This is a genomic window from Micromonospora sp. NPDC000442 (assembly GCF_042898635.1).
In the GTDB taxonomy this organism is placed as follows: Bacteria; Actinomycetota; Actinomycetes; order Mycobacteriales; family Micromonosporaceae; genus Micromonospora.
Window position 1 is genome coordinate 341,724 of sequence record NZ_JBIAYZ010000006.1, and the last position, 24,915, is coordinate 366,638.

Consider the following 24,915-nt stretch of genomic DNA (forward strand, 5'->3'; position numbering starts at 1 on the left):
CAGCGTGGCGGCCAGGGCGGGCCGTACGGCAGACGTGAGCAGGGTCATTGGTCCCGGTCCGGTCCGGGCCGCCCGCCTCTGCCGATCCCCGTACGACGCGCTGTAGTATTTACTACGTCTTGTAGTATGAATAGCCTGGGGGTCGCAGGTGGACGCGTTGGACGTCGCCCGCTGGCAGTTCGGTGTCACCACCGTCTACCACTTTCTCTTCGTGCCGCTGACTATCGGCCTGTCCGTTCTGGTCGCCATCCTGCAGACACTCTGGCACCGCACGGGGGACGAGAAGTACCTCAAGCTCACCAAGTTCTACGGCAAACTCTTCCTGATCAACTTCGCCATGGGCGTGGTCACCGGCATCGTGCAGGAGTTCCAGTTCGGCATGAACTGGAGCGACTACTCCCGCTTCGTCGGTGACATCTTCGGCGCACCCCTGGCCATCGAGGCCCTGGTCGCGTTCTTCCTCGAATCCACCTTCATCGGCCTGTGGATCTTCGGCTGGGACCGACTACCCGCCCGCCTGCACCTGGCCAGCATCTGGGCCGCCGCCATCGGCACCAACCTGTCGGCGTACTTCATCCTCGCCGCGAACTCGTTCATGCAGAACCCGGTCGGCTACCGCTACAACCCGGAGACCGGCCGCGCCGAGCTGACCGACTTCGTCGCCGTGCTGACCAACAAGGTCGCCCTGATCACCTTCCCGCACACCATCGCTGGCGCCTTCCTGGTCGCCGGGTCGCTGCTGGTGGCCGTCGCCCTGTGGCACCTGATCCGCAACCGCGACAGCGCCGACACCCCGGCCTACCGCTTCGCCGCCCGCTTCGGCTCCTGGGTCACCCTGGTCGCCGCCACCGTCGTCGTCATCACCGGCGACATCCAAGGCAAGATCATGACGCAGGTGCAGCCGATGAAGATGGCCGCCGCCGAAGGGCTCTACTCCACCGAGAGCCCCGCCTCGTTCTCCGTACTGACCATCGGCAGCCTCGACGGCAGCCGCGAACTGTTCGCCCTCAAGATCCCGTACCTGCTGTCCTACCTCGGCACCGGCGACCCCAACGGCACCGTGCAGGGCATCAACGACCTGCAGGCCCTCTACAGCGCCCAGTACGGCGCCGGCAGCTACACCCCGATCATCCCGGTCACCTACTGGAGCTTCCGACTGATGATCGGCTTCGGGCTGGCCGCCGCCGCCATCGCCCTGCTGGTGCTCTGGAGCCAACGCAAGGGCCGTACGCCCACCAGCAAATGGCTGCTGCGCGCCGGCCTGGCCATGCCGATCCTGCCGCTGCTGGCCAACTCCTTCGGCTGGATCTTCACCGAGATGGGCCGCCAACCCTGGATCGTCTTCGGCGAGATGCTCACCCGCGACGGCGTGTCCCGCAGCGTCTCCCTGACCGAGGTCCTCACCTCCTTCACCGCCTTCACCCTCATCTACGCCGTCCTCGCCGTCATCGAGGTGAAGCTGCTGATCCGCTACGCCAAGGCCGGCGTACCCGACGTCACCCCGGTCCCCGAACCCGACGACACCGACGACGCCGAGCGCCCGCTCGCCTTCGCCTACTGAGCCCGGAGCCCCACCGTGGAACTGACCACCATCTGGTTTCTCCTCGTCGCCGTGCTGTTCACCGGCTACTTCATCCTCGAAGGCTTCGACTTCGGCGTCGGCATGCTGCTGCCCGTGCTCGGCCGCGACGACAAGGAACGCCGCGTCATGATCAACACGATCGGGCCGGTCTGGGACGGCAACGAGGTCTGGCTGATTACCGCCGGAGGCGCCATGTTCGCCGCCTTCCCCGAGTGGTACGCCACCCTCTTCTCCGGCTTCTACCTACCCCTGCTGCTCATCCTGCTGGCCCTGATCGCCCGCGGCGTGGCCTTCGAGTACCGCCACAAGCGTCCCGAGGCGTCCTGGAAACGCCGCTGGGACAAGGCCATCTTCTTCGGCTCACTCGTGCCGGCGATCCTGTGGGGCGTCGCGTTCGCCAACATCCTGCGTGGCGTACCACTGGACGCCGACCACGAGTACGTCGGCGGACTGCTCAACCTGCTCAACCCGTACGGCCTGCTCGGTGGCGCGACCACCGCGGCGCTGTTCGCCACCCACGGCGCCGTCTTCGTCGCCCTCAAGACCGTCGGCGACATCCGCGACCGGGCCGCCGCGCTCGCCGTGCGCCTGGGCCTGGCCGCGGCGGTCCTCGCGGTGGCCTTCCTGAGCTGGACCCTGACGATCCGCTCCAGCACCGCCGCCGTCGTGCTCGCCGTCGCCGCCGCGCTCGCCCTGCTCGGCGGTCTGGCCGCCGCCACGGTACGTCGCGAGGGTTGGGCGTTCACCGGCACCGCCGCGGCGATCGGTCTGGCCGTGGCCACCCTGTTCGCCGCCCTGTTCCCGAACGTGCTGCCCTCCACCCTGGACGCCGCCGGCACGCTCACCGCCACCAACGCCGCCTCCACCCCCTACACCCTCACGATCATGACCTGGGTGGCGGTCTTCTTCACCCCGATCGTGCTGGCCTACCAGGGCTGGACGTACTGGGTGTTCCGCAAGCGCATCGGCGTCGCCCACATCCCACAGCACTGACCGCCGGGCGGGCCCGGGTGTCACCGGGCCCGCCCGCCGTCACACCGCCGCCAGGGCCTGCTCGGCGCGCCGCCGCACCACGTCCAGCACCCGCGCCGCGACGACCAGGTCGTCGGCGGCGAGATCGGCCCACAACCGGGCCCCGATCTCGGCGGAGGCCGCAGCGACCAGGCGCTGCGCCTGCCGCCCGGTCGGGGTCAGCGCCACCTGGGAGGCGTCGGTGGCCAGCGGCGCCACAAGCGTCGCCGCGATCAGCTCGGCAAGCGTGCCGTGCGCCGTCGCGGTCGGCACCTTCACCGCGTCGACCAGCCGACGTGCCGCCTCGGCGCGGGGGAGCGGGGTATCGGCGGCGGCCAGCGCGTTGAGCAGCAACGCCTGCGCGAAGGTCAGCCCGAGCCGGCCCAACTCCCGCTCCAGCACCGCCCGGGTGGCGTAGTGGGTTCGGCCGAGGATCTGCCCGTTGAGGGTGGTGGACATGTCAACCCCTGTTCATTGGTTACACCAACGTTGGCCCGGCCAACGTAGCACGGGTCGTGGGTGCCACCAACGAAACCGCGTACAGTCACCACATGGAGCACCCCAGCGCCCCCAGCCGACTGCGCACCACCCCCAGTTGGCTGCTCACCCAGACCGCCGCCCACGCCGCACGCCTCGTCACCACCGCACTCGGCGCCCACCACGCCCGCGGCTACCACTACCGGCTGCTGGCGACCCTCGCCGAAACCGGCCCCGCCAGCCAGGCCGACCTCGGCCGACACAGCGGCATCGACCGCAGCGACATCGTCGCCACCCTCAACGACCTCGCCGACCGCCACCTCGTACGCCGCCAACCCGACCCCACCGACCGACGCCGCAACATCGTCCACATCACACCCGCCGGCCGACGCGAACTCACCCACCTGCAACACGCCCTCGACACCGCCCAGGACACCCTGCTCGCACCACTCGACCCCACCGACCGCCGCGAACTCGTCCGCCTCCTCGACCTCCTGCTCACCCACCACCACGAACCGAAAGGCTGACCATGCCCCGCACCCACCACTACGCCACCACCGTCACCTGGACCGGCAACCTCGGCACCGGCACCAGCGGCTACCGCGACTACCGACGCGAACACGACATCACCACCGACGGCCGCCCACCCATCCCCGGCAGCTCCGACCCCACCTTCCACGGCGACCGGACCCGCTGGAACCCCGAACAACTCCTCCTGGCCGCCCTGTCCCAGTGCCACATGCTCGCCTACCTGCACCTGTGCGCCGACAAAGGCGTCGTCGTCACCCACTACGTCGACCACGCCACCGGCACCATGACCACCGACAACACCGGAAACGGCCACTTCACCGAAGTCACCCTGCGACCCCACGTCACCGTCGCCGACCCCACCACCACCGACATCGCCACCGCCCTGCACGACGACGCCCACCACACCTGCTTCATCGCCAACTCGGTCAACTTCCCGGTCCGCCACGACCCCGTCACCACCACCTGAACACCCGACACCCAAATTCGGTCGACAGCACCACCACGGCCGTTATCGTCGGCCCGTGCCCGACGTGCGTGAACTCACCCCCGACGACCTGAACGACGCCTGGCAACTCGGCCGGCTCGCCTTCGGCTCCGACCCGCAACCACCCCCACCGCCATCCACCGCCGGCCGCACCCTCTACGGCGCCTTCGACGCCACCGGAAAACTCATCGGCAAGGCCGTCGACCTGCACGACGAACAGTGGTGGACCGGACAGCGCGTACCCGCCGCAGACGTCGCCGGCGTCGCCGTCGCCCCCGAGGCCCGCGGCACCGGAATCGCCCGAGCCCTGCTGACCACCCTGCTCCGCGACGCCCGCGACCGCGGCGCCGCCGTCAGCACGCTGTTCCCCACCACCGCCGCCCCCTACCGCGCCTGCGGCTGGGAGATCACCGGCCAACTACGCACCCTCGACCTGCCCACCGCCACCGTGCCCCGGCACCGCCCCGACCCGCGCCTGACCGTCCGCGCCGGCACCACCACCGACCTGCCCGCCACCGCCGAGCTCTACCGACGCGTCGCCCACCACCGCAACGGCCTGCTCACCCGCACCCACCCACGGTTCACCGCCACCGACGAACTGCCCTACGACGGGCTCACCCTCGTCGAACACGACGGACAACTGCTCGGATACGCCGGCTGGGACCGTGGCCGCGGCTACGGCCCCGACGCCGTACTCACCGTCGAAGACATCCTCGCCACCACCGCCGACGCCGCCCGCGCCCTCGTCGGCACCCTCGCCAGCTGGTACAGCGTCACCCCGACCCTGCGCCTGACCCCGCTACCCGGCGACGCCATCAGCAGCCACCTGCCCCTGGAACGCGCCCGCGAACACGAACGCGACGCCTGGATGCACCGACCCGTCGACCTCGTCCGCGCCGTACAGGCCCGCGGCTGGCCCACCCACACCCGCGGCCAGGTCACCTTCACCCTCACCGACGACCTCGCCGACTGGAACACCGGCACCTGGCAACTCACCGTCGCCGACGGCCAAGCCGACCTGCACCGCACCACCAGCGACACCGACCTGCACCTGACCGTACGCGGCTTCGCCCGCCTCTACACCGGCACCGCCACCGCCCGCACCCTCGCCGAAACCGGACTGCTGCACCACCGCACACCCGACCCGAGCGCCCTGGACCTGCTCGCCGCCGGACCCACCGCCCACCTCATCGACTACTTCTGACAAACGCCGGTGGCCCGGCCCGGCAACCACGTGCCGGACCGGGCCACCGGTCGGATCGAACCCACGAAACCCCTCAGCCCGCCTCGCGCAACTCCGCCAACCGGGCCTCGATCTCCGCCAACTCCGCCCGCAACTTCTCCGCCTGCCGCTCCGCCTCCGACCGCTCCGCAGCCAGGATCTGCTCCACCGCCTCATGCACCCCCGGCACATCCACCAACGCCACCATCCGCAGCGCCTCCGCCGGCTTGAGCACGTACGGCTTGGCCAACACCTTCCCACCCTGCTGCGCCGCCACCGTCCACTCACCCTCGGCATAGGCCAACGTGACAGTCAACCCCGCCGGCCCCTTCGGCTTCGCCGCCTTCACCGCCCGCCGAGCCGGCTTCGCCTCCACCTTCGACCCCGCCGCCTCGTCCACCCTCGGCTCCTCTCCACGCGGCTGCTCCTCCCGGCGCGGCAACTCGTCACCGCGCTGCTGCGGCACCCGGTCCAACACGAACTCCGGCTCCACCACCGCCGGCTCGGCCGGCTCCGGCTCCGGCTTCGACTCCACCGGCCGCCGCCCCGCACCCCGAGGCGCCACTGCCACATCGGTGGGGGAGAAGGGCAACTCGTCACGCCCGAACCGCACCACCACGAACTCGTCGGACGTCGCCGGATCGGTCAACTCCACCACCTGACCCAGCTGACCGGCGATCTGACCGGCCGCCGCCGTGAACACCACCTTCGGCTTACGCCCCGCGGCCAACGCCTCCCGGATGCCGCGCACCTCGTCCTCGGACAAACCCTGACCAGCGGCACCCATCGCCCAACCTCATTCCTCGTACACGTGTTCAGCCGCCTGCCTTGATACCAGCCGCCAGCGACAACCCGAAGATCAGCCCCCCAACGCCCGCAACGCCCGCAACGCCCGATCAGCGTGCTCGTTCATACCCAACTCACTGTGCACCACCTCGATCGCCCGCCGATCGACACCGATCACGAACGTCATCCGCCGCGTACTCAACGGCCCCAACGGCAACCGCCGCCGCACCCCGAACCGGTCCGCCACCACACCGTCCGGATCCGACAACAACGGATAGTCGAACCCGTGCAACCGCGAGAACTCCGCCTGACGCCGCACCGAATCCCGGCTGATGCCCACCCGCTGCGCCCCGACCGCCGCGAACTCCGCCGCCAGATCCCGGAAGTGACAACTCTCCGCCGTGCACCCCCGCGTCATCGCCGCCGGATAGAAGAACAAGACCGCCGGCCCCGACGCCAGCAACTCCGTCAACCGCCGCGGCCGACCCGTCTCGTCCGGCAACTCGAAATCCTCGACCAGATCACCGACACCCACACCCGCCACAAGCCCTCCCCACCGAGACCGTCGCCGCGAGCGTAAGCCATCGACCACCACCGGCCGTGCGCTCGACCACACCGCGCTACCCGCCACCGCGACCACGCCGGTAACGTCCCCGACACCGGCTCGGCGCAGGGGAGAGGTCCATTGACCAACGTCACCATCATCACCGGCGGTAGCCGCGGCATCGGCGCCGCCACCGCCCGCCGCCTCGCCCACACCGGCCAGCACATCGCACTCGGCTACCGCCGCGACCACACCGCCGCCGACACCGTCGTGGCCGAGCTGCGCGCCACCGGCGTACGCGCCATCGCCGTCCCCGCCGACACGCGCGACCCCGACCAGGTCACCGCCCTGTTCGACGCCGCCGCCGAACTCGGCACCCTCACCGGCCTGGTAAACAACGCCGGCATCACCAGCCCGATCGGCCCCTTCACCGACCTCGACCCGGACGACCTGCGCCGCGTCGTCGACGTCAACCTCATCGGCTACGTCCTCTGCGCCCAACAGGCCGCCCGCCGGATGAGCGACGGCGCCGCCATCGTCAACCTCTCCTCCGTCGCCGCCACCCTCGGCAGCCCAGGGGAGTACGTCCACTACGCCGCCGTCAAAGCCGCCACCGACGCGCTCACCATCGGCCTGGCCAAGGAACTCGCCCCCCGCGGCATCCGCGTCAACGCCGTCGCCCCCGGCATCATCCGCACCGACATCCACGCCCTCTCCGGCCAACCCGACCGCCCCGAACGCGCCGCCGGCCGCATCCCACTCGGCCGCCCCGGCGAACCCGACGAAGTCGCCGCCGCCATCGCCTGGCTGCTCAGCCCCGACGCCTCCTACACCACCGGCGCCATCCTCCGCGTCGGCGGCGGCCTCTGACCCGCCATGCCCACCCTCGTACCACCGGTCCGGTCACCGGGCAGCCTGCGCCGTCACCGGCAACCCACCATCGACGGCGACGGACTACGCCTGCGGCCCTGGCAACCCGGTGACCGACCCGCCGTCCGCGCCGGCTACGCCGACCCCGCCATCCAACGCTGGCACTGCCGCACCATGACCGACGAGGAAGCCCACACCTGGCTCGTCTCCTGGCCACACCGCTGGCAGGCCGAAAGCGGCGCCGGCTGGGCCATCACCGACCCCCGCGGTGTCCTCGGCCAGATCAGCCTCCGCCGGCTCGACCTCGCCAGCGGCATCGCCGAGATTTCCTACTGGGTCCTGCCGCACGCCCGTGGCCAGCACGTCGCCGGCCGCGCCCTGACCGCCCTCACCACCTGGTCGTTCGACATCGGCCTGCACCGCCTCGAACTCAACCACTCGACGGCCAACCCCGCCTCCTGCGCCGTCGCCCGACGCGCCGGCTACCCGGCCGAGGGGACCGCCCGAGGCGAAGGCCACCACACCGACGGCTGGCACGACACCCACCGCCACGCCCGACTACGCACCGACCCGCAGGTCGAGCACCGCCCGACCTGAGACCCCGCGCCACCCGCTGCCCAGCGTGAGACCCCGCACCACCTACCACCCGGAGCGTAACCGCCGGCCCGCCACACGGCGGCTACCGGCCGCCGCCGCCCGCACGGACACCAGAGCCGCCGCCAGCCGCCGGACCTCCACCTCGTCGGGCAGCAGCATCCGCGCGCTCCACGGCAGCTGCACCCGCACCTGCCGCACCGACGACCGGGCCCCCAGCAGGCCACCGACCAACGCGGCCACCGTGTCGACGTCACCACCGAGCCGCACCGCCGCGAGCAGCCCACCGCGCAGCGAGTCCGCCCGACGTACGCAGTGCAGCACTGCGGCTACCGTCTCACCGGGATCCAGCGAAACGCCCGTCGCCGGAGGTCGCCAGCCACCCTCGACCACCTCACCGAGCAGCGCCGCCAGCCCCGGTGCCGCACCACACAACCGCTGGGCCACCTCCAGCGTCTCCACCGCCACGTCGAGCAGCGCCGCCGCCGACCCACCTGCCGCCCACGGGCCCGTCACGGACCACGACGCGCAGCCCGCCATCACGCACGCCGCCACCAGCGCCTCCGGTGACCGGTGCGTCGCCCGGGTCAGCTCCACCGTGCGGGCCACCAGCAACTCCGGCCGGGTCGACGGCGTCGACCAGCCCACCGGCAACGCCCGCATCGGCGCACCGTTCGTGGCACCCGCCCGGTCGTCGGGCACCTCACCGAACCGCCGGAAATGCGCCACCGCCGCCCTGGTCGACGGACCCGCGCCCTTCACCGGGTCGAGGGCCGCCAAGCGGGACAGGAATGTCACCGCGTCGGCCTCGCCGCCGGCATCCACCAGACACCGTGCCGCCAGCAGGGTTAGCGCCGTGTCGTCCGACGTCTCACCGGCCGCCCAACGGTCACCGGCCCGTGGCCGTTCGATCTCCTCGTCACCGTCGCCTGTCGCTGGTTTCCCTTCGTACGGCAGACCCAACGCGTCACCGCAGACGTACGCGGTCAACGCGGCGGCCACCCGCTCGACCACCACCGAACCGTCCTCATCAGCAGGACTGGGCACGACCAGAAGCCTATGCTGCGTCCCGCGCCGTCGTTGCCGGGGCAGCGCCACAGGTGCGAGGGTTGGCGGCGAGCCCGATAGCCGGACCGAGTAGGCACGTGGGACGAATGGCAATCATTTACCACGAGGCGAAGCTGACGGTGACGGCGGACGTGGGGTGGGACTTCCTGGACCGCTACACGCGCTCGGAGGTGCACGTCTTCTCAGCCTGCACGAGCGAGCGTCAGGAGGACGACTATCGCGTGGTCACGCTGGCCGACGGCACGGCGGTGAACGAACACGGTGCGCAGTCGGCGCGGTCGTGATGACTCGGTGCGTCACCTGGCGGGATCGTGGGCCGACGAGCCACCTGGGGGCAGGCGGCGGGCAAGTTCGGCACGCAGGACGTCCGTCGCGGGCCGGAGCATGCCAACGTTGACGGTGTAGACAGGCTTGCCGGCGCGGATCCGGGCACGAAGTGTGGTGGTGGGTGCGACCACCGCAGGGAGCAGAGTGACCTGAAGGACCGCGAACGGGCCTGGGCGGTGGACCGTCGCCGACTCGATCATCTGCCAGGGGAGCAGGGCCGTCCGTTGCCGCTCGGTGAGCCGCAGCGCCGAGTCGGCAACCTCGACCGCTGACCAGTTACCTCGGTGCAGCAGGAGCGAGAAACCGCTGAAGAGAACGGCGTAGAGGACGCCCGAGCCGACGCTGACCGCCAGGTCGGTGGGCTTGCCGAGGAAGAGTGTCAGCACGGCTCGGACGAGGGCCCAGGCCAACAAGCCGACCAGCAGCAGGAACAGGAACATGAGGCGGGCGGAGGTGCGGAACACCAGCCCGTTGCTCTGGTCCACGACACATCCTCCCGTCGGCACTGGCGTCGACTGTAGACAGGCGATCCAACCCACGACCGGTAAGTTCGATAATGTACATTATGTAAAGTTGAAGTGGGTGAGCCCCTGCCCCTCGCCGCGTCGGGGCCCACCCCACCGAAGCTCGACGGTCAGTCGGTGGGACCGAAGCTGACCTCGCTGGTCTCGACGGTCCCGGCCTGGCGACCGGGCGCACTGTGGAAGCTCCAGTACAGGTTGGTGTGGGCGATGACCTGCTCCGGCGGCGGTGCGCCGTAGACGGTCAGATCTTCCGTGGTGTGCGCGTCGCCGACAAGCGTCGCGTCGTAGCCCCGCACGAACGCGCCGTGCAGGGTCGACCGGATGCAGGCGTCGGTCTGCGCGCCCGTGACGATCAGCCGGCCCACGCCGCGCTCGGCGAGCACCGTCTCCAGGTCGGTGTCCTCGAACGAGTCGCCGTAGCGCTTGTGCACCAGCGCCTCGCCGTCCTCGCGGACCAACTCGGGCACGTACTGCCAGGCTTCGCTGCCCTGCGGGAGGCCGTCGTCGGAGTGCTGCACCCAGACGACCGGCACGCCCTCGGCGCGAGCCTTACCCAACACCGTGTTGATGTTGGCGATGACGCCGTCGCGGTTGTGGGCGCCCGTCACCACCCCGTTCTGCACATCGATGACGAGCAGCGCCGTGTTGGGTCGCTCGGGCAGGGTCGTCATGGTGCGCCTCCGGTGCCGGTGGGATCGATGACCGCACCGTAGACCCCACCACCGACAGAAACGCTCCCCTCCCCTCGGGCCCGGAACACGAAAATCATGCATAATATGCCTTATGCATGACAAACGGGACGAATCGGTAACAACGCTGATCGAGGAGTTCCTGACCGCCCGGGCCACCCGCAAGCCCTCCCCGCACACCCAGGCGGCCTACCGGCGGGATCTGACCGCCGTCGCCGCGCTCGCCGCGGAGCTGTCCACCCTTCCCCTCCCCCTGGCCGAGCTGCCGGTCGACGCGCTCTCCCCCAGGCTCATGCGGACCGCGTTCGCCCGGTTCGCCGCCGGCCGGGCGGCCAGCTCCGTCGGTCGGGCCTGGTCGACCTGGAACGGCTTCTTCTCCTTCCTGGTCGCCGAGCAGGTGGTGCCCGGCAATCCGATGCCGGCCGTGGGACGTCCCCGCACTCCCCTGCCGACGCCCAAGCCGTTGCGCGGTGAGGACACACCGGAACATCTGCTCACCTCGGTCGCACGGGCCGAGGGACGGCAGCGGGACCCGTGGCCGGAGCGGGATGTGGCGGTGCTGGCGTTGGCCCTGTGCGCGGGGCTGCGACTGTCGGAGCTGCTGGCGTTACGGGTCGATTCGCTCGGTGGCCGCCCCGGTGAACGGCGACTGGAGGTGGCCGGCAAGGGCGGGCGTCCCCGGGTGCTGCCGGTCGAGCCGGACCTGGACGCGGTGCTGGCGAGCTATCTGGACAGCCGTGCCCGCCGCTTCGGCGCGCGTACGGTGCGTCAGGTGTCGCCGCTGCTGGTGGATCGTCAGGGTGCGCCGCTGCGCCGGGGCGGTCTGCAGTACCTGGTGGAGTCCTGCTTCCGGCGGGCCGGGATCGGTGACCGGGTGCCGCGTGGGGCGCGGTTGCACGCGCTGCGGCACACGTTCGCCACCCGGTTGGCCGAGGACGGCGCCGGGGCTGCGGAGATCATGCGGCTGTTGGGGCACGCGTCGTTGGCGTCGTCGCAGACGTACATCGAGGTGACGTCGGGGCAGCAGCGGGAGGCGGTACGGGCCAACCGTACGAACCGGGCGTTGGCGGGGCTGTTCTCGGCTCCTGATTGAGCTGTCCCGGGTGGCCGTGTGAGGGTGCTGGCGCGGCCGGTGGTGTGGCAGGGTGACGGGGACGCGACTGGCGGCATCGGGGATGGGATCGACCATCGGGAAGCTCGTCGTGGAGGTCGTCCGCCTGGGCCTGCCACGGGCGAGGTGAGCCATGTCGATGACGAGCGCGCGGTTGCTGCCGGGTGCGCCGGTGGCGGAGGCGGTTCTGGCCCAGGTGGCCGAGGGTGCGGCGGAGCTGCGGGCGGTGGGGGTGACGCCGACGTTGGCGACGGTGCTGGTGGGCGACGACGAGGCCAGCGCCGGTTACATCCGGATCAAGCAGCGGCAGGCGGCGGAGCTGGGTTTCGCGTCGCCGCACGTGCGGTTGGCGGCGTCGGCGTCGCAGGCCGACGTGCACGCGGTGCTGGCCGACTTCAACTCCGATCCGGGAGTGCACGGGGTGTTGTTGCAGTATCCGGTCCCCGGCGGTCTGGACTACGACCGGGCGTTGCAGACCCTCGATCCGGATTCGGACGTGGACGGGATGCATCCGGTGAACATGGGGCGGCTGGCGTTGGGGTTGCCGGGGCCGCTGCCGTGCACGCCGGCGGCCGTCGAGGCGTTGTTGGCCCACCACGGGGTGCCGGTGGCCGGCCGTGAGGTGGTGATCCTGGGTCGTGGGGCGACGTTGGGGCGGCCGTTGGCGATGCTGCTGGCACAGAAGCGGTCGACGGCGAACGCGGCGGTGACTGTGGTGCACACGGGGGTGGTGGACTGGCCGAGGTACACGCGTCGGGCGGAGATTCTGGTGGCGGCGGTCGGGGTGCCGGGCATCGTGCGGCCGGAGCATGTGCGTCCGGGTGCGGTGGTGGTCGGTGGTGGGGTGCGGTACGCGGGGCGTCGGCTGCTGCCGGACGTGGATGAGTCGTGTGCGGCGGTGGCGGGGGCGATCACGCCGAGGGTCGGTGGGGTGGGTCCGGTGACGGTGGCGATGTTCGCCCGCAACGCGTTGCGGGCGGCGCGGTCAGCGGCTGACCAGGCGGTGCGTTGCCAGGGCGGTGGCGCTGAGGCACTACCCGGTGACCGCGCCCCGAATTAGGGAGGCAGCAGCAACCCTGTAGTTGCCGCCTCCCGCGGGCCGGGCACCGCAACAACCCTGATGTTGCTGGGTCGACGGCGGGTTCGCGGGTCAGGGGCGCGTGCCGAGGTCGACGACGAGGGGCCGATGGTCGGAGATGGTGGACAGTGGGGTGCGCACGGCGGTGACCGGGGGTAGCTGGTCGAAGCCGTGCCGGTCGGCGAGGATGTGGTCGAGTTGGACGCGGGGTTGTGCGGCCGGGTAGGTGGGCCGGCGGGCCAGCAGGCGCCAACCGGAGACGGCACGGGTGGCCCAGGCGGGCAGGTTCAGGTCGCCGAGCAGGATGCGTGGCGCGGGTAGGGCGCGCAGGGCCCGGATGACCTGGCGGAGTTGGCGGACGTTCCAGCCGGCGACGAAGGACAGGTGGGTGGCGGCGACGGTGAGCGGGCCGTGGGGGGTGTCCAGTACGGCGGCGAGGACGACGCGGGGTTCGTCGCGGAGCAGGATGAGGCCGCCGCCCGGGCCGGGCACGTAGACCGGGGAGCGTACCGGGGCGGGGTGCAGCCGGGTGACGCGCCAGCTGGTGACCGGGTGGCGGGAGATCAGGCCGACGCCGTAGCAGGGTTCGCCGTGGCCGTCGTCGTCGTGGGTGAGGGGGCGGAACGCTTCGCCGGGGGTGCCGACGACTGCGGCGGCGAAGCGGTGTTCGGGTGCGCCGAGGGCCTGGGCGGCGATGGCGGTGAGGTCGAGGTTGCCGCTGCGGGACTGGTCACGGTCGACTTCCTGTAGGGCGAGGAGGTCGGCGTCGAGGGCGGCGACGGCGGCGGTCAGTCGGGCCGGGTCGACCAGGCCGTCGGTGAGGGACCGGCCGTGCAGCAGGTTGAACGTGGCCAGGCGCACGCTGTCACCTTAGCGACGGCGTGGGACAGTTGCCCGATGCTGCGGGCTTTGTGCTGTTCGGTGCTGGTGTTTGTGGCAGTCGCCGGGGTGGGGATTTGGTTGCGGCGTCGTCGGGGCCGGTGAGGCTGGCCACAGCCGGCGGTGTGGCGTGCTCGGCAGTGGGAAGAATGGCGGCTCGTGGAGTTGGACCCGGCGACCGTGGTGACGCTGCTGACTGCCGCCGCCCTGGCGGGCTGGGTGGACGCGGTGGTGGGTGGTGGTGGGTTGCTGTTGCTGCCGGCGTTGCTGGTGGCGGCTCCGGGGATCCCTCCGGCGACCGCGCTGGGGACGAACAAGTTGGCGGCGATCGCCGGTACGTCGACGGCGGCGGTGACGTTCGCCCGCCGTACGAAGATCGACTGGGTGGTGGCGGGTCCGGCGGCGGCCCTGGCGGTGGTGTGCGCGGGCCTGGGGGCGGCGTTGGCCGGGGCGGTACCGCCCTCGGCGTACCGGCCGGTGCTGCTTGTGGTGCTGGTGTCGGTGGCGCTGTTCGTGGTGCTGCGTCCCGCGTTGGGGGTGCTGGCGGTGCCGCAGCGGCGGACCCGGGCGCGGGTGGTGGTGGCGGTGCTGGTGGCCGGGGTGGGCATCGCCGCCTATGACGGGTTGATCGGTCCGGGTACGGGCACGTTTCTGGTGTTGGCGTTCACCGCGCTGGTGGGTGCGGATTTCCTGCACGGTTCGGCGATGGCGAAGGTGGTCAACGCGGGTACGAACGCCGGTGCGCTTGTGGTGTTCGCGGTGACCGGGCACGTGTGGTGGCTGCTGGGTGCGGCGATGGCGGTGTGCAACATCGCGGGGGCGTCGGTGGGGGCGCGGATGGCGTTGCGGCGCGGTTCTGGGTTCGTGCGGGTGGTGCTGCTGGTGGTGGTGCTGGCGTTGGTGGCGAGGCTGGGTTACGACCAGTGGGTGGCCGGGTGAGTGTGCCGACGCGGTACGTGTGATCATCGGCGGATGTCGGTGCGCGCGGAACACGACCGGGCTGTCCTGGCGGGGCTGCTGAGCCGGGATCCGGTGTTGCACGCCTACCAGTTGGGCGATCTGGACGACTTCTTCTGGCCGTACACGTCGTGGTATCGGCGTGGTGACTCGGTGGTGTTGCTGTACCACGGCGCGACGCCGCCGACGCTGCTGGCGTTCGCGGGACCGGCGGAGGTCGGTGCGATGGCGGCGTTGCTGGGTGAACTGGCGCCGGTGCTGCCGGCGCGGTTGCAGGCGCACCTGTCCCCCGGTCTGGAGTCGGCGTTGGACGTTGCGTTCCGGGTCACCGCGACGGGGCCGCATCTGAAGATGGCGTTGACGGATCGGACGCGGGTGGCGGCGGTGGGCAACGTGACCACCCGGCCGGGCTGGCGGGGCCGGGGGTTGGGGGCGGCGGTGATGGCCCGCCTGTGCGGCCTGCTGGCCACCGAGGTCGACCATGTGACGTTGAACGTGGCGGCCACCAACAGCGCGGCAGTGCGGCTGAACGAGCGGTTGGGGTTCAGCCGGGTGGCCGACTACGGCGAGTTAACGCTTGTGACGCGGGCGGGCTGAGCGCTCGTGCGTCCGCGGGTGGCGGGTTCAGCTGCGGTGGGAGGAGTCGAAGCGGCCGGCGCGGATCTCGCGTAGGGCGCGGCGGCGGGTTTCGCCGCGCAGGGTGTCGACGTAGAGGCGGCCGGCGAGGTGGTCGGTCTCGTGTTGCAGGGCGCGGGCGAGGAAGCCGCTGCCGGCGATGGTGAGGGGTTCGCCGTGCTGGTCGTAGCCGTGGGCGGTGGCGTGCAGGGCGCGGGGGGTCGGGAAGTACAGCCCGGGGATGGACAGGCAGCCCTCGTCGTCGTCCTGGAGTTCGGTGGACAGCTCCAGCGTCGGGTTGATCATGTGGCCGCGGTGGCCGTCGGCGTCGTAGACGAAGACCTGGGCGTTGACGCCGATCTGGGGTGCGGCGACGCCGGCGCGGCCGGGTGCGCCGAGCAGGGTGTCCATCAGGTCGGTGACCAGGGTGCGCAGTTCGGCGTCGAAGCTGGTGACCGGTTCGCTGGGGGTGCGGAGCACCGGGTCGCCGATGATTCGGATGTCCCGCATCGTCATGTCGGCAAGGTTATCGGTCGGTGGCCTCGGGTGGGTGGGGGCTCGGTTCACCGTCCGGTGAGGGCGGCCCGTACCGGGGTGGTCTTGGCTGCGGCTTCGGCGACCTCGGCGGCGGGGTCGCTGTCCCAGGTGATGCCGCCGCCGGCCCAGACGTGTACGGCGTTGCCGTCGACGGCGGCGGTGCGGATGGTCAGGCCGAGGTCGATGTGGTCGGGGCCGACCCAGCCCAGGGCGCCCATGCTGGCGCCGCGGCCGACGGGTTCGAGGGCGGCGATGTGGTCGAGGGCGGCGAGTTTCGGTGCGCCGGTGACGGAGCCGCCGGGGCAGACGGCGCGTAGCAGGTCGGCCAGGCCGAGTCCGTCGGCGACGTCGGCGTGGATGGTGGACTCGGCCTGCCACAGGTCGCACCAGCGGCGTACGGCGAACAGGTCGTCGACGCGGACGCTGCCGGTGCGGGCGACGCGGGCCAGGTCGTTGCGTTCCAGATCGACGATCATGATGTGTTCGGCGCGTTCCTTGGCCGAGGCGAGCAGGTCGGCGCGGCCGGCGGTGGTGGCCGGGCGGGTGCCTTTGATCGGTCGGGTGGTGAGGGTGCCGCCGCGTACCTCGATGAGGGTTTCGGGGCTGGCGCAGCCGATGGCCCAGCCGGGGCCGGTGAGCACGCCGCCGTAGCGGGCTCCGGGCAGGTGGCCGAGGCGGGTCAGGGCCGGCAGCGGGTCGCCGGTGTAGGGGGCGCTGGCGTGGCCGACGAGGTTGACCTGGTAGACCTCGCCGTGGCCGATGGCCCGGCGGATCGCGGTGACCGCGTCGGCGTGCTGGTGGGGGCTCCAACTTTCGGTCCAGGTGCCGTGCCACCAGGGTGGTGGCGGGCCGGGGTGGGTGGTGTTCGCCTCGGTGTGGGCGTAGACGACGACGGCCACCTCGGGCAGGTCGGCGGGGTTGGGTGCGCCGGGTGGGCCGCCGGTGAGCAGGGCCGCGGCGGCGGCGGAGAGGTAGAGGGCGGCCCCGCAGACTCCGTGCCGGTGTTGGTGGCGGTGGGTGGGGCGGGCCAGGTCTCGCAGGTCCAGGCCGTGTTCGGCGAGGAACTGCTCGGCGTACGCGGCGGGGTCGCCGCCGTCGGCGGGGCGCCATTGCCAGCGGGCCCGTTCGACGAGCCGGCCGCGGCAGGCCGCGGGAACCGCGGGTGGATCGACAACCATCCGTGGGAGCGCTTCCACGACGTCTGGGCGGTTCATGCTCATCCGTTCAGCGGATTCCCGCGCACCACGCGCACATCTGCTCGATGCGGCACGCTTTCGCTTGGTACTGTGCGTCACTGGTCATGTGAACCATGACACAGTGCCCCCACAGTCCGGAGAACCCGATGTGCCAGCACCAACCCACCTGTCCCTCCGCCGAAGCCACCGACCGGGAAGCCGCCAGGGTCATCGCCTGCTTCCGTGAACAGGGTTGGAGCCTGCTCTGCAACGGAGTCATCGTCTTCGAGGACACCGGCGAGCTGCTGCCCGACGGCAGCAGCATCGCACCGCACCGAGGCCCCGCCCGACACGCGCTCGCCGCCTGAGGCGACATAACGATCCGTCACGACGTCTTTCCCGCGCCGACCCAGGCTAGTCCCCCGGTCAGGGACCACCACGACCAGGTCGGCGCGGTACCGGACCCGGTCAGCTCTCGTACGCCTGCGGTGACGGGCACGAGCAGACCAGGTTCCGGTCGCCGTACCCGCCGTCGACCCGACGCACCGGCGGCCAGTACTTCCCCACCCGGTCCACCCCGGCCGGCCACGCGCCCACCGACCTCGGGTACGGGTGCGGCCAGTCGTCGCCGCCGACCATCGCCGCGGTGTGCGGCGCGTTGGCGAGGGGATTGTCCCCGGCCGGCCACTCCCCCGAACCCACCTTGTCGATCTCCGCCCGGATGGCGATCATCGCGTCGCAGAACCGGTCCAGCTCGGCCAGGTCCTCGCTCTCGGTCGGCTCCACCATCAACGTCCCCGCCACCGGGAACGACATCGTCGGCGCGTGGAACCCGTAGTCGATGAGCCGCTTGGCCACATCGTCGACGCTCACCCCGGTCGCCTTCGTCACCGGCCGCAGATCCAGGATGCACTCGTGCGCGACGAGGCCCTTGTTGCCCGCGTACAGCACCGGGAAATGCTCCCGCAGTCGCGCCGCCACATAGTTGGCCGCCAACACCGCCACCCCGGTCGCCCGGGCCAGGCCGTCGGCGCCCATCATCCGCAGGTACGCCCACGGGATCGGCAGGATCCCCGCCGACCCGTACCGGGCCGCCGCGATCGCCGGACGCCCGTCGACCGGCGCACCGGCCGGATCACCCGGCAGGAACGGCGCCAGATGCGCCCGCACCGCCACCGGACCCACCCCCGGCCCGCCCCCACCGTGCGGAATGCAGAACGTCTTGTGCAGGTTCAGGTGCGACACGTCCGCCCCGAACCGGCCCGGCCGGGCGAACCCGACAAGCGCGTTGAGGTTCGCCCCGTCGACGTACACCTGCCCACCGGCGTCGTGCACCTTCGCGCACAACTGCGCGATACCCGTCTCGTACACCCCGTGCGTCGACGGGTACGTCACCATGATCGCCGCGAGGGTGTCACGATGCGTGTCGATCTTCGTGTCCAGGTCGACCAGGTCGACGTTGCCGTCGGCGTCGCAGCCCACCACGACCACCCGCATCCCCGCCATCACCGCGCTGGCCGCGTTGGTGCCGTGCGCCGACGACGGGATCAGACACACGTCACGGTGCTGCTCACCCCGGCTGCGATGCCACGCGCGGATCGCCAACAACCCCGCCAGCTCGCCCTGCGAACCGGCGTTGGGCTGCACACTCACCGCGTCGTAGCCGGTGATCTCCGCCAGCCACCCCGCCAACTGGCCGACCAGTTCCCGGTAGCCGGCGGTCTGCTCCACCGGCGCCAACGGGTGGATGTTGGCGAACTCGGCCCAGCTCACCGGCTCCATCTCGGTGGTGGCGTTCAGCTTCATCGTGCACGACCCCAACGGGATCATGCCCCGGTCCAGGGCGTAGTCGAAATCCGCCAGCCGACGCAGGTACCGCAGCATCGCCGTCTCCGACCGGTGCGTACGGAACACCGGATGGGTGAGGAAATCGGTGGTGCGGGCCAGCCCGGCCGGCACCACCTCAGGAACCTCACCGTCGACATCGTCGACACCGAACGCCGCCCACACCACGGCCAGGTGCGCGTCCGTGGTGGTCTCGTCGCAGGAGACACCGACCCGGTCGGCGTCGACCAGCCGCAGATTCACCCCGCGCCGCTGCGCCTCGGCGACCACCTGCCCGGCCCGACCCGGCACCCGCGCCGTCACCGTGTCGAAGAACGCGACGTCGGCGACCTCGACCCCACCGGCACGCAACCCGGCGGCCAGCCGCGCCGCCATCCGATGGGTACGAGCCGCGATCCCCCGCAGCCCGTCCGGACCGTGGTAGACGGCGTACATGCCGGCCATCACCGCCAGCAGCACCTGCGCGGTACAGATGTTGCTTGTCGCCTTCTCCCGCCGGATGTGCTGCTCACGGGTCTGCAACGCCAACCGGTACGCCGCCGCGCCGGCCGCGTCCCGGGACACCCCGACCAGCCGGCCCGGCAGCATCCGCTCCAGACCCGCCCGCACCGCCAGATAGCCGGCGTGCGGCCCACCGAAGCCCATCGGCACCCCGAACCGCTGGGTGGTGCCGGCGGCGATGTCCGCACCGATCTCCCCCGGCGGCCGCAGCACCGTCAACGCCAACAGGTCCGCCGCCACCGTCACCAACGCCCCGACCGCATGCGCGGCCTCGACCAGCGGGGCGTGGTCCCGCACCGCCCCGGATGCCCCCGGATACTGCAGGTGCAGACCGAAGAACTCCGCCGGCAGCGGCTCGACGTCCAGGTCCAGCACCTGCACCTCGATGCCGAGCGGCTCCGCCCGCCCGGCGATCACCGCGATGGTCTGCGGCAGGGCGTCCGCGTCGACCACGTACACCCGGCTGCCGCTCTTCGACGCCCGCCGCGCCAGGGTCATCGCCTCCGCCGCCGCGGTGCCCTCGTCGAGCATCGACGCGTTCGCGGTGCCCAACCCGGTCAGATCCGACACCATGGTCTGGAAGTTCAGCAACGCCTCCAGCCGACCCTGGCTGATCTCCGGCTGATACGGCGTGTACGCCGTGTACCAGGCCGGATTCTCCAACACGTTGCGGCGGATCACCGCCGGGGTGTGGGTGCCGTGATACCCCAACCCGATCATGGAGACGGCCACCGTGTTACGTGCCGCCAAGGCCCGCAGTTCCGCCAGCGTGTCGTGTTCGCTGGCCGGCGGCGGCAGATCCAGCCGGCCGTGCCAGCGGATCACCTCGGGGATCGCCGCGTCCATCAACTCGTCGATCGAGGCGTACCCGACGGCGTCCAACATGCGGCGCTCGTCGTCGGGGCCGGGACCGATGTGACGGTCGGCGAACAGCTCGGCGGTCATGGGCGCTCCTGCGAGGGCGGGGGGTCGACAGGTCGGCCCTCCCCCTCTGTCACACCCGCGGGCGCTCCACAGTGCCTGACCCGACGTGGTCCTTCTGCCTGAGAGGTTCCGGGGAGGATTTGCCCCTTCGGCGCCGCCCCGGCTGTCGCCAGGCGGTCTCTCCCACGTCGGTGCTACCGGCGCGATCAACGCTACCAGCGGGCCCGACGGCCCGCACCGAAGCCCCTGACCTGCCCCCGACTCACCCGCCGACGGGACTCGGCACCGCCGTCGACGTCGTCGGGCCCACCGGCGGCCCGGCACCGACCAGCCGGTCGGCCAGCGCCGGCAACAGCCGCCCCAACGGCGCCTCCACCCGCAGGCACGCGTACCCGTCACCGCGCGTCGGCCCCTGGTTCACGATCACCACCGGCACGTCCCGCTTCGCCGCCCGCAACACGAACCGGCGACCCGACATCACCGTCAACGACGACCCCAGCACCAGCAGCAGCCGGGCCTGCTCCACCATCGCGAAACACGACTGCACCCGCGTCGCCGGCACCGTCTCGCCGAAAAAGACCACGTCCGGCTTGAGCAGCCCGCCGCAGGCCCCGCAGTCGACCGTACGGAACGCCGCCACCTGCGCGTCAGCGAGATCCACATCACCGTCCGGGTTGACCGCGACGGCCTGCCCGACGAATCCGGGGTTGGCCGCCCGCAGCCGCCCGTCCAACTCGGCCCGGGACGTACGGCGCCAGCACCCCAGACAGACGACCTCGTCGAGCCGACCGTGCAACTCCGTCACGTCACGGCTACCGGCCGCCGAGTGCAACCCGTCGACGTTCTGCGTGATGATCCCCGTCACCAGCCCGCCCTGTTGCAGACGAGCCACCGCCCGGTGCCCCTCGTTGGGTGCCGCCCCGGCGATCAACCGCCACCCCAGGTGGCTGCGCGCCCAGTACCGCCGACGCGCCACCGGATCCGCCAGAAACGTCTGATACGTCATCGGAGTGTGCCGCCGTGCGACACCACTGGGCCCCCGATAGTCGGGAATGCCCGACTCGGTGGACAACCCGGCGCCGCTGAGTACCACCACCCCACCAGCGGCCACCAGGCCCGCCAGCGGCTCGATCAGCTCCTGCACCCACCCATCGTGCCCCAGCGCCGCCGCCGGCGACGAACGCCACCGGCGGCGGCGACGAACCGCCACCGGTGGCAACCACAGCCACCGCCGGCCCGCGCGGCACCCTAACGGGACGGCTCGCGTCAGCGCTGCTGATGCCGAGGCAACGACCGGGCCGCCGCTCCGGCCGCCGCCGGCTGCGCGCCGATGCGCTCCATGGTCCGGGACAACTGCTCACTGCCGTCGTCCAGATGCCGCGCCGCCGCCTGCATGTGCGAGATCATCATCTCGCCGTAGATCCGCAGCGCCTCCCGGGCGGCCACACCGTCGTCGAACGTCGGCCCCGCCGCCACGTGGTAGTCCTGCACCGCCCGCTCCGCCTCCTGACGGGCCTCCTCCACCGCCGCCCGCACATAGCTCTCGTACTGAGTACGGGCGTACTCGGCGACCCGCCGCGCGTAGTCGTGCGCCTGAGCGATGATCTGCTCGGCCTCCCGCTGCGCCGCCGAGAGCAGATTCACCTCCTTGGCCGCCGGCACCTTCGCCGTCGGCTCCGAACTGGGAATCACCCCGTGCCGGTGCAACTCCACATGGTCGTTGAGCCGCTCGTTCTCCGCCCGCAGATTCGCCACCTGCGTCGACAGCAGATCCAACTCATCGGCCACCTGCACCCGGAACCGGTCCACGTCGTTCTGGTCGTAACCGCGACGCCCGAACGACGACGACCCGAACTCCCACCGGCGCACCCGGTCGGCGGTCATCCGCACCTGCACACCACCGGCGACCTGCCCACCGTCGTACCCACCGATCGGGGTCGCACTCACCGCACCGGCCCGCCACTCGCGGCCACGAGGCTCACTCACCGGGCACCTCCGGAATCGTCAGAGACAGCGGGGCCTCCCGCCGCCGTCCGCCACGAGGGGCCGTACCAGTGCCGACCCAGACCCTCGTGATGCACCTGCCCGGCGTGGAAGCCGGAGCGGGTCAGGGTCGCCACCGTGTGCGACACCATGTCGTCGGAACCACACACGTACACATGCCGGGACCGCCAGTCACCGTCGGCCAGCGCCCGGTCCACCGGATACACGAACTCCCCCGGCCGGTTCAGGTCCAACCCCACCACCTGGGTCACGGACAACCACGCGTACGAGGCGGCCAACTTCTCCAACGCGTCACCGTCGTAGAACTCGCTGCGCGAACGCGCCCCCACATACACGTCGACCCGACGCCGGGAACCCTCCGCCGCCACCTGCTCCACCAACGCCTTCAGCGGCGCCCAACCGGTACCACCGGCCAGCAGCAGCAGATCCGCCGAACCGGCCGGACGCAACGTCAACCCGTCACCCACCGGAGCGGCCAGATGCAACTGGTCACCCACCGCGCACCCGTACACCAGCCGCGACGACACCGCGCCGCCCGGCGCCGCCCGCACATGCAACTCCACCGTGCCGTCCGAGCGCGGCGCGTTCGCCGGCGAGTAGTACCGCCACGACCGCACCGCCGGATGCGACACCCCGACCGACTGGCCCGCGGTGAACGGCAACAGATACTGCGGACGCAACGTCAGCACCGCCACGTCGAACGCCCGCCGCTCGTGCCCCACCACCTCCGCCACCCACCACGGTGGACTCGTCGCCTCAGCGGCCTGCGCCGCCTCGGACATCACCTGCGCCACCAGCCCGTACGCCGCCGCCCAGTCCTGCGCCAACTCGTCGGTCCACTGGTCGGCGAGGAAATGCCGCAACGTCGCCAGCAACGCCTCCCCCACCGCCGGGTAATGCTCCGCCCGCACCGCGAACTTGCGGTGGTCGACGCCGAGATCCTGCAAGAAACCCACCAGCCGGTCCACCTGGTCCACCTGGGACACGATGTGACCGAGCGCGGTCACCAGCCGGTCCCGCTGACCCGCCATGTTCGTCGGGAACATCTGCCGGGTCTCCGGATACGCCAGGAACAGCGTCGAATAGAAGTAGAGCGGCACCTGGTCGCCGTGGGCGGCCACCAGCGACCAGCTCTGCTTGAGCCGGGGCACGTCCACGCTCAGGCGCCCGCCTGGTCCCCGCCGGCCACCACCTGGTCCTGCACCTGCGCCAGCACCGCCTGCACGTCGGCGATGATGTCACCCGGCACACCCAGCTGCGTCAACGTCGCCGTCAGATGCTCACCCACCAGGACGTAGTGCGCCACCGGAATGTTCAACGGCTGATGCGCCGACGCCAGGTCCCGGCCCGTGTACTCGTTCGGACCACCGAGCACCACCGTCAGCATCAACGCCAGATGCCGACGCTGCCCCACCATGTCCACCTCGGCGAAGTAACCGGCAAGCTCCGGGTCCGCGAGCACCCGGTCGTAGAACAGCTCAACAGCGGCCTTCACCGAACCCGCCCCGCCGATGCGCTCGTAATGCGAGACCGGAGCGGTCTCCTCGGTAACCGTCACGGTTGTTCCTTCCGTCGTGAGGGGACGCGCGGTGTCAACGCGCGCAACGACGACCCGCCGACGCCGAAACCACCCCACGGCAGTGACAGCCGGCAGACCGTGTCGGACGATAGCGTGCCGCGTCCGTCCCGTCACCGCCGGCCCATCGGATTCCCGGCAACAACCAGACACGAAGAGTCACAAATCTCACCCCGGGTCGTCACCCCGAGACAACCGGACCGCACCCAACGTGATCGACCAGGACCGACGGCGCCACCACCCACGCCACCCCGGACACCGGCCGAACCTCACCAGCGGGGCACGCGACCCCACGACGACACAGTGGAACGCCTCAACCCGCCCGCCGCCGGGCCCGCCGCGCGGCCAACTCGTCGCCCACCGCACCGCCCTCGGCAACCTCCGACGGCCCCGGCTCCACCGGCACCGCCGCCGGCTCCGCCGGCAGATGCGACAACGAACCCTGGATCTCCTTGAACGCGCCACCGATCGCGATGCCGAACACCCCCTGGCCGCCCTGCAACAGGTCGACCACCTCCTCCGGCGAACGACACTCGTACACCGTCGTCCCATCGGAGATCAACGTGATGCCGGCCAGGTCCGCCACCCCACGCGACCGCAACGCCTCGATCGCCTTACGGATGTTCTGCAACGACACCCCGGCGTCCAGCAGCCGCTTCACCACCTTCAACACCACCAGGTCGCGAAACGAGTACAACCGCTGCGTGCCGGAACCCGACGCGTCCCGCACGCTCGGCACCACCAGAGACGTACGCGCCCAGTAATCCAACTGGCGGTAGCTGATCCCCACCGCATGGCAGGCCGTCACACCCCGGTACCCCACCGCACCGTCACCGTCAGTTGCCGACCCGGGCATTCCACCCGGCTCACCCGACACCGCACCCTGATCGGAATTCCGCGGCTCGTACATCCGGACAACCTCCCCGTCAGTGCGGTGCCACGCCGCTTCCGGAACGCGCACCCCTCGACACGGCAACCCTATAGCGACCGCCAGGAGTTACCAC

28 protein-coding genes and 2 riboswitches are annotated in these 24,915 nt (G+C 71.3%); of the genes, 13 read left to right on the plus strand and 15 right to left on the minus strand.

Annotation, left to right across the window (positions count from 1 at the left end):
• Window positions 1–148: 148 nt before the first annotated feature.
• Window positions 149–1,561, plus strand: coding sequence for a cytochrome ubiquinol oxidase subunit I (locus ACFY2A_RS12740; protein ID WP_387171215.1), 1,413 nt, complete (start codon window positions 149–151; stop codon window positions 1,559–1,561).
• Between the two features lie 15 nt (window positions 1,562–1,576).
• Window positions 1,577–2,575, plus strand: coding sequence for a cytochrome d ubiquinol oxidase subunit II (cydB, locus tag ACFY2A_RS12745; protein WP_387171217.1), 999 nt, complete (start codon window positions 1,577–1,579; stop codon window positions 2,573–2,575).
• Between the two features lie 39 nt (window positions 2,576–2,614).
• Here cydB and ACFY2A_RS12750 read toward each other — a convergent pair whose 3' ends face one another.
• On the minus strand, window positions 2,615–3,052 hold the full coding sequence (locus ACFY2A_RS12750) for a hypothetical protein (RefSeq protein WP_387171219.1): 438 nt from the start codon (window positions 3,050–3,052) through the stop codon (window positions 2,615–2,617).
• A 92-nt stretch (window positions 3,053–3,144) separates the two neighbouring features.
• On the opposite strand from ACFY2A_RS12750, the gene ACFY2A_RS12755 reads away from it, so the two are divergent.
• Genes ACFY2A_RS12755 through eis form a run of 3 tightly spaced genes read left to right on the plus strand, consistent with a single transcriptional unit; the run spans window position 3,145 to window position 5,289 of the window.
• The gene (locus ACFY2A_RS12755) at window positions 3,145–3,597 is read left to right on the plus strand and encodes a MarR family winged helix-turn-helix transcriptional regulator (protein WP_387171221.1); all 453 of its coding nucleotides are present in this window, start codon (window positions 3,145–3,147) and stop codon (window positions 3,595–3,597) included.
• Between the two features lie 2 nt (window positions 3,598–3,599).
• Window positions 3,600–4,067, plus strand: a complete 468-nt coding sequence (locus tag ACFY2A_RS12760; RefSeq protein WP_363920798.1) for an OsmC family protein — start codon at window positions 3,600–3,602, stop codon at window positions 4,065–4,067.
• Between the two features lie 55 nt (window positions 4,068–4,122).
• Entirely contained in the window at window positions 4,123–5,289 is a 1,167-nt protein-coding gene (eis, locus tag ACFY2A_RS12765) for an enhanced intracellular survival protein Eis (protein WP_387171223.1), read from the plus strand.
• Between the two features lie 73 nt (window positions 5,290–5,362).
• Here the strand turns inward: eis and ACFY2A_RS12770 are convergent, their stop codons facing one another.
• Both ACFY2A_RS12770 and ACFY2A_RS12775 read right to left on the minus strand, forming a co-directional pair.
• On the minus strand, window positions 5,363–6,094 hold the full coding sequence (locus tag ACFY2A_RS12770) for a hypothetical protein (protein ID WP_387171225.1): 732 nt from the start codon (window positions 6,092–6,094) through the stop codon (window positions 5,363–5,365).
• Between the two features lie 72 nt (window positions 6,095–6,166).
• Entirely contained in the window at window positions 6,167–6,637 is a 471-nt protein-coding gene (locus ACFY2A_RS12775; protein WP_387171227.1) for a peroxiredoxin, read from the minus strand.
• Window positions 6,638–6,778: 141 nt separating this feature from the next.
• Between ACFY2A_RS12775 and ACFY2A_RS12780 the strand changes: the two genes are divergently transcribed.
• Window positions 6,779–7,507 carry an SDR family oxidoreductase gene (locus ACFY2A_RS12780; RefSeq protein ID WP_387171229.1) on the plus strand — a complete coding sequence of 243 codons (729 nt, stop codon included), beginning with the start codon at window positions 6,779–6,781 and terminating at the stop codon, window positions 7,505–7,507.
• Between the two features lie 6 nt (window positions 7,508–7,513).
• Window positions 7,514–8,104 carry a GNAT family N-acetyltransferase gene (locus ACFY2A_RS12785; RefSeq protein WP_387171231.1) on the plus strand — a complete coding sequence of 197 codons (591 nt, stop codon included), beginning with the start codon at window positions 7,514–7,516 and terminating at the stop codon, window positions 8,102–8,104.
• Between the two features lie 42 nt (window positions 8,105–8,146).
• Here the strand turns inward: ACFY2A_RS12785 and ACFY2A_RS12790 are convergent, their stop codons facing one another.
• Window positions 8,147–9,148 (minus strand): ADP-ribosylglycohydrolase family protein, encoded by a 1,002-nt coding sequence (locus ACFY2A_RS12790; protein WP_387171233.1) that lies wholly within the window; start codon window positions 9,146–9,148, stop codon window positions 8,147–8,149.
• 107 nt (window positions 9,149–9,255) lie between these two features.
• Between ACFY2A_RS12790 and ACFY2A_RS12795 the strand changes: the two genes are divergently transcribed.
• Window positions 9,256–9,453 carry a hypothetical protein gene (locus tag ACFY2A_RS12795; RefSeq protein ID WP_387171235.1) on the plus strand — a complete coding sequence of 66 codons (198 nt, stop codon included), beginning with the start codon at window positions 9,256–9,258 and terminating at the stop codon, window positions 9,451–9,453.
• A gap of 12 nt (window positions 9,454–9,465) precedes the next feature.
• On the opposite strand, the gene ACFY2A_RS12800 is transcribed toward ACFY2A_RS12795, so the two are convergent.
• Both ACFY2A_RS12800 and ACFY2A_RS12805 read right to left on the minus strand, forming a co-directional pair.
• Entirely contained in the window at window positions 9,466–9,981 is a 516-nt protein-coding gene (locus tag ACFY2A_RS12800; protein ID WP_387171237.1) for a hypothetical protein, read from the minus strand.
• A gap of 149 nt (window positions 9,982–10,130) precedes the next feature.
• Window positions 10,131–10,691, minus strand: a complete 561-nt coding sequence (locus ACFY2A_RS12805) for a cysteine hydrolase family protein (protein WP_387171239.1) — start codon at window positions 10,689–10,691, stop codon at window positions 10,131–10,133.
• A 112-nt stretch (window positions 10,692–10,803) separates the two neighbouring features.
• On the opposite strand from ACFY2A_RS12805, the gene ACFY2A_RS12810 reads away from it, so the two are divergent.
• Both ACFY2A_RS12810 and ACFY2A_RS12815 read left to right on the plus strand, forming a co-directional pair.
• Window positions 10,804–11,802, plus strand: a complete 999-nt coding sequence (locus ACFY2A_RS12810; RefSeq protein ID WP_387171241.1) for a tyrosine-type recombinase/integrase — start codon at window positions 10,804–10,806, stop codon at window positions 11,800–11,802.
• Between the two features lie 53 nt (window positions 11,803–11,855).
• A riboswitch (ZMP/ZTP riboswitch) is annotated at window positions 11,856–11,939 on the plus strand.
• Window positions 11,940–11,953: 14 nt separating this feature from the next.
• Entirely contained in the window at window positions 11,954–12,880 is a 927-nt protein-coding gene (locus ACFY2A_RS12815; RefSeq protein ID WP_387171243.1) for a bifunctional 5,10-methylenetetrahydrofolate dehydrogenase/5,10-methenyltetrahydrofolate cyclohydrolase, read from the plus strand.
• Window positions 12,881–12,970: 90 nt separating this feature from the next.
• On the opposite strand, the gene ACFY2A_RS12820 is transcribed toward ACFY2A_RS12815, so the two are convergent.
• Window positions 12,971–13,759, minus strand: coding sequence for an endonuclease/exonuclease/phosphatase family protein (locus ACFY2A_RS12820; protein WP_387171245.1), 789 nt, complete (start codon window positions 13,757–13,759; stop codon window positions 12,971–12,973).
• A 177-nt stretch (window positions 13,760–13,936) separates the two neighbouring features.
• Between ACFY2A_RS12820 and ACFY2A_RS12825 the strand changes: the two genes are divergently transcribed.
• Both ACFY2A_RS12825 and ACFY2A_RS12830 read left to right on the plus strand, forming a co-directional pair.
• Complete coding sequence (locus ACFY2A_RS12825; protein ID WP_363920824.1) at window positions 13,937–14,716, plus strand: TSUP family transporter; 780 nt, start codon at window positions 13,937–13,939, stop codon at window positions 14,714–14,716.
• Between the two features lie 33 nt (window positions 14,717–14,749).
• Window positions 14,750–15,331: a GNAT family N-acetyltransferase gene (locus ACFY2A_RS12830; RefSeq protein ID WP_387171248.1), complete on the plus strand. Its 582-nt coding sequence runs from the start codon at window positions 14,750–14,752 to the stop codon at window positions 15,329–15,331.
• A gap of 27 nt (window positions 15,332–15,358) precedes the next feature.
• Here ACFY2A_RS12830 and def read toward each other — a convergent pair whose 3' ends face one another.
• Together def and ACFY2A_RS12840 are read right to left on the minus strand one after the other, a co-directional pair.
• Window positions 15,359–15,865, minus strand: a complete 507-nt coding sequence (gene def, locus ACFY2A_RS12835) for a peptide deformylase (protein WP_363920828.1) — start codon at window positions 15,863–15,865, stop codon at window positions 15,359–15,361.
• A 47-nt stretch (window positions 15,866–15,912) separates the two neighbouring features.
• Window positions 15,913–17,106 carry a chorismate-binding protein gene (locus tag ACFY2A_RS12840; protein ID WP_387171250.1) on the minus strand — a complete coding sequence of 398 codons (1,194 nt, stop codon included), beginning with the start codon at window positions 17,104–17,106 and terminating at the stop codon, window positions 15,913–15,915.
• Window positions 17,107–17,228: 122 nt separating this feature from the next.
• Between ACFY2A_RS12840 and ACFY2A_RS12845 the strand changes: the two genes are divergently transcribed.
• Window positions 17,229–17,429 carry a DUF5999 family protein gene (locus tag ACFY2A_RS12845; protein WP_093402410.1) on the plus strand — a complete coding sequence of 67 codons (201 nt, stop codon included), beginning with the start codon at window positions 17,229–17,231 and terminating at the stop codon, window positions 17,427–17,429.
• A gap of 100 nt (window positions 17,430–17,529) precedes the next feature.
• Here ACFY2A_RS12845 and gcvP read toward each other — a convergent pair whose 3' ends face one another.
• The 6 genes from gcvP to ACFY2A_RS12875 form a co-directional block, all read right to left on the minus strand.
• On the minus strand, window positions 17,530–20,352 hold the full coding sequence (gcvP, locus tag ACFY2A_RS12850; RefSeq protein WP_387171252.1) for an aminomethyl-transferring glycine dehydrogenase: 2,823 nt from the start codon (window positions 20,350–20,352) through the stop codon (window positions 17,530–17,532).
• Window positions 20,353–20,428: 76 nt separating this feature from the next.
• Window positions 20,429–20,527: riboswitch (glycine riboswitch) on the minus strand.
• 66 nt (window positions 20,528–20,593) lie between these two features.
• Window positions 20,594–21,475 carry an NAD-dependent protein deacetylase gene (locus tag ACFY2A_RS12855; RefSeq protein ID WP_387171254.1) on the minus strand — a complete coding sequence of 294 codons (882 nt, stop codon included), beginning with the start codon at window positions 21,473–21,475 and terminating at the stop codon, window positions 20,594–20,596.
• 122 nt (window positions 21,476–21,597) lie between these two features.
• A complete protein-coding gene (locus tag ACFY2A_RS12860; protein WP_387171256.1) occupies window positions 21,598–22,317 on the minus strand; it encodes a DivIVA domain-containing protein in 720 nt (239 codons plus the stop codon).
• Entirely contained in the window at window positions 22,314–23,492 is a 1,179-nt protein-coding gene (locus tag ACFY2A_RS12865) for a globin domain-containing protein (RefSeq protein WP_363920837.1), read from the minus strand. Before ACFY2A_RS12865 ends, ACFY2A_RS12860 begins: the two co-directional genes overlap by 4 nt.
• A gap of 2 nt (window positions 23,493–23,494) precedes the next feature.
• Window positions 23,495–23,893, minus strand: a complete 399-nt coding sequence (locus tag ACFY2A_RS12870; protein WP_363920839.1) for a group 1 truncated hemoglobin — start codon at window positions 23,891–23,893, stop codon at window positions 23,495–23,497.
• A gap of 331 nt (window positions 23,894–24,224) precedes the next feature.
• Window positions 24,225–24,821, minus strand: coding sequence for a MerR family transcriptional regulator (locus tag ACFY2A_RS12875; RefSeq protein ID WP_387171259.1), 597 nt, complete (start codon window positions 24,819–24,821; stop codon window positions 24,225–24,227).
• Between the last annotated feature and the right edge of the window lie 94 nt (window positions 24,822–24,915).

Coding starts and splice junctions, on each gene's coding strand:
- gcvP (WP_387171252.1), bottom strand. CDS start 20,352: ATGACCGCCGAGCTGTTCGCCGACCGTCACATCGGTCCCGGCCCCGAC.
- ACFY2A_RS12840 (WP_387171250.1), bottom strand. CDS start 17,106: ATGAGCATGAACCGCCCAGACGTCGTGGAAGCGCTCCCACGGATGGTT.
- ACFY2A_RS12875 (WP_387171259.1), bottom strand. CDS start 24,821: ATGTACGAGCCGCGGAATTCCGATCAGGGTGCGGTGTCGGGTGAGCCG.
- ACFY2A_RS12770 (WP_387171225.1), bottom strand. CDS start 6,094: ATGGGTGCCGCTGGTCAGGGTTTGTCCGAGGACGAGGTGCGCGGCATC.
- ACFY2A_RS12845 (WP_093402410.1), top strand. CDS start 17,229: ATGTGCCAGCACCAACCCACCTGTCCCTCCGCCGAAGCCACCGACCGG.
- def (WP_363920828.1), bottom strand. CDS start 15,865: ATGACGATGCGGGACATCCGAATCATCGGCGACCCGGTGCTCCGCACC.
- ACFY2A_RS12815 (WP_387171243.1), top strand. CDS start 11,954: ATGTCGATGACGAGCGCGCGGTTGCTGCCGGGTGCGCCGGTGGCGGAG.
- ACFY2A_RS12810 (WP_387171241.1), top strand. CDS start 10,804: ATGCATGACAAACGGGACGAATCGGTAACAACGCTGATCGAGGAGTTC.
- ACFY2A_RS12760 (WP_363920798.1), top strand. CDS start 3,600: ATGCCCCGCACCCACCACTACGCCACCACCGTCACCTGGACCGGCAAC.
- ACFY2A_RS12755 (WP_387171221.1), top strand. CDS start 3,145: ATGGAGCACCCCAGCGCCCCCAGCCGACTGCGCACCACCCCCAGTTGG.
- ACFY2A_RS12805 (WP_387171239.1), bottom strand. CDS start 10,691: ATGACGACCCTGCCCGAGCGACCCAACACGGCGCTGCTCGTCATCGAT.
- ACFY2A_RS12785 (WP_387171231.1), top strand. CDS start 7,514: ATGCCCACCCTCGTACCACCGGTCCGGTCACCGGGCAGCCTGCGCCGT.
- ACFY2A_RS12830 (WP_387171248.1), top strand. CDS start 14,750: ATGTCGGTGCGCGCGGAACACGACCGGGCTGTCCTGGCGGGGCTGCTG.
- ACFY2A_RS12795 (WP_387171235.1), top strand. CDS start 9,256: ATGGCAATCATTTACCACGAGGCGAAGCTGACGGTGACGGCGGACGTG.
- ACFY2A_RS12750 (WP_387171219.1), bottom strand. CDS start 3,052: ATGTCCACCACCCTCAACGGGCAGATCCTCGGCCGAACCCACTACGCC.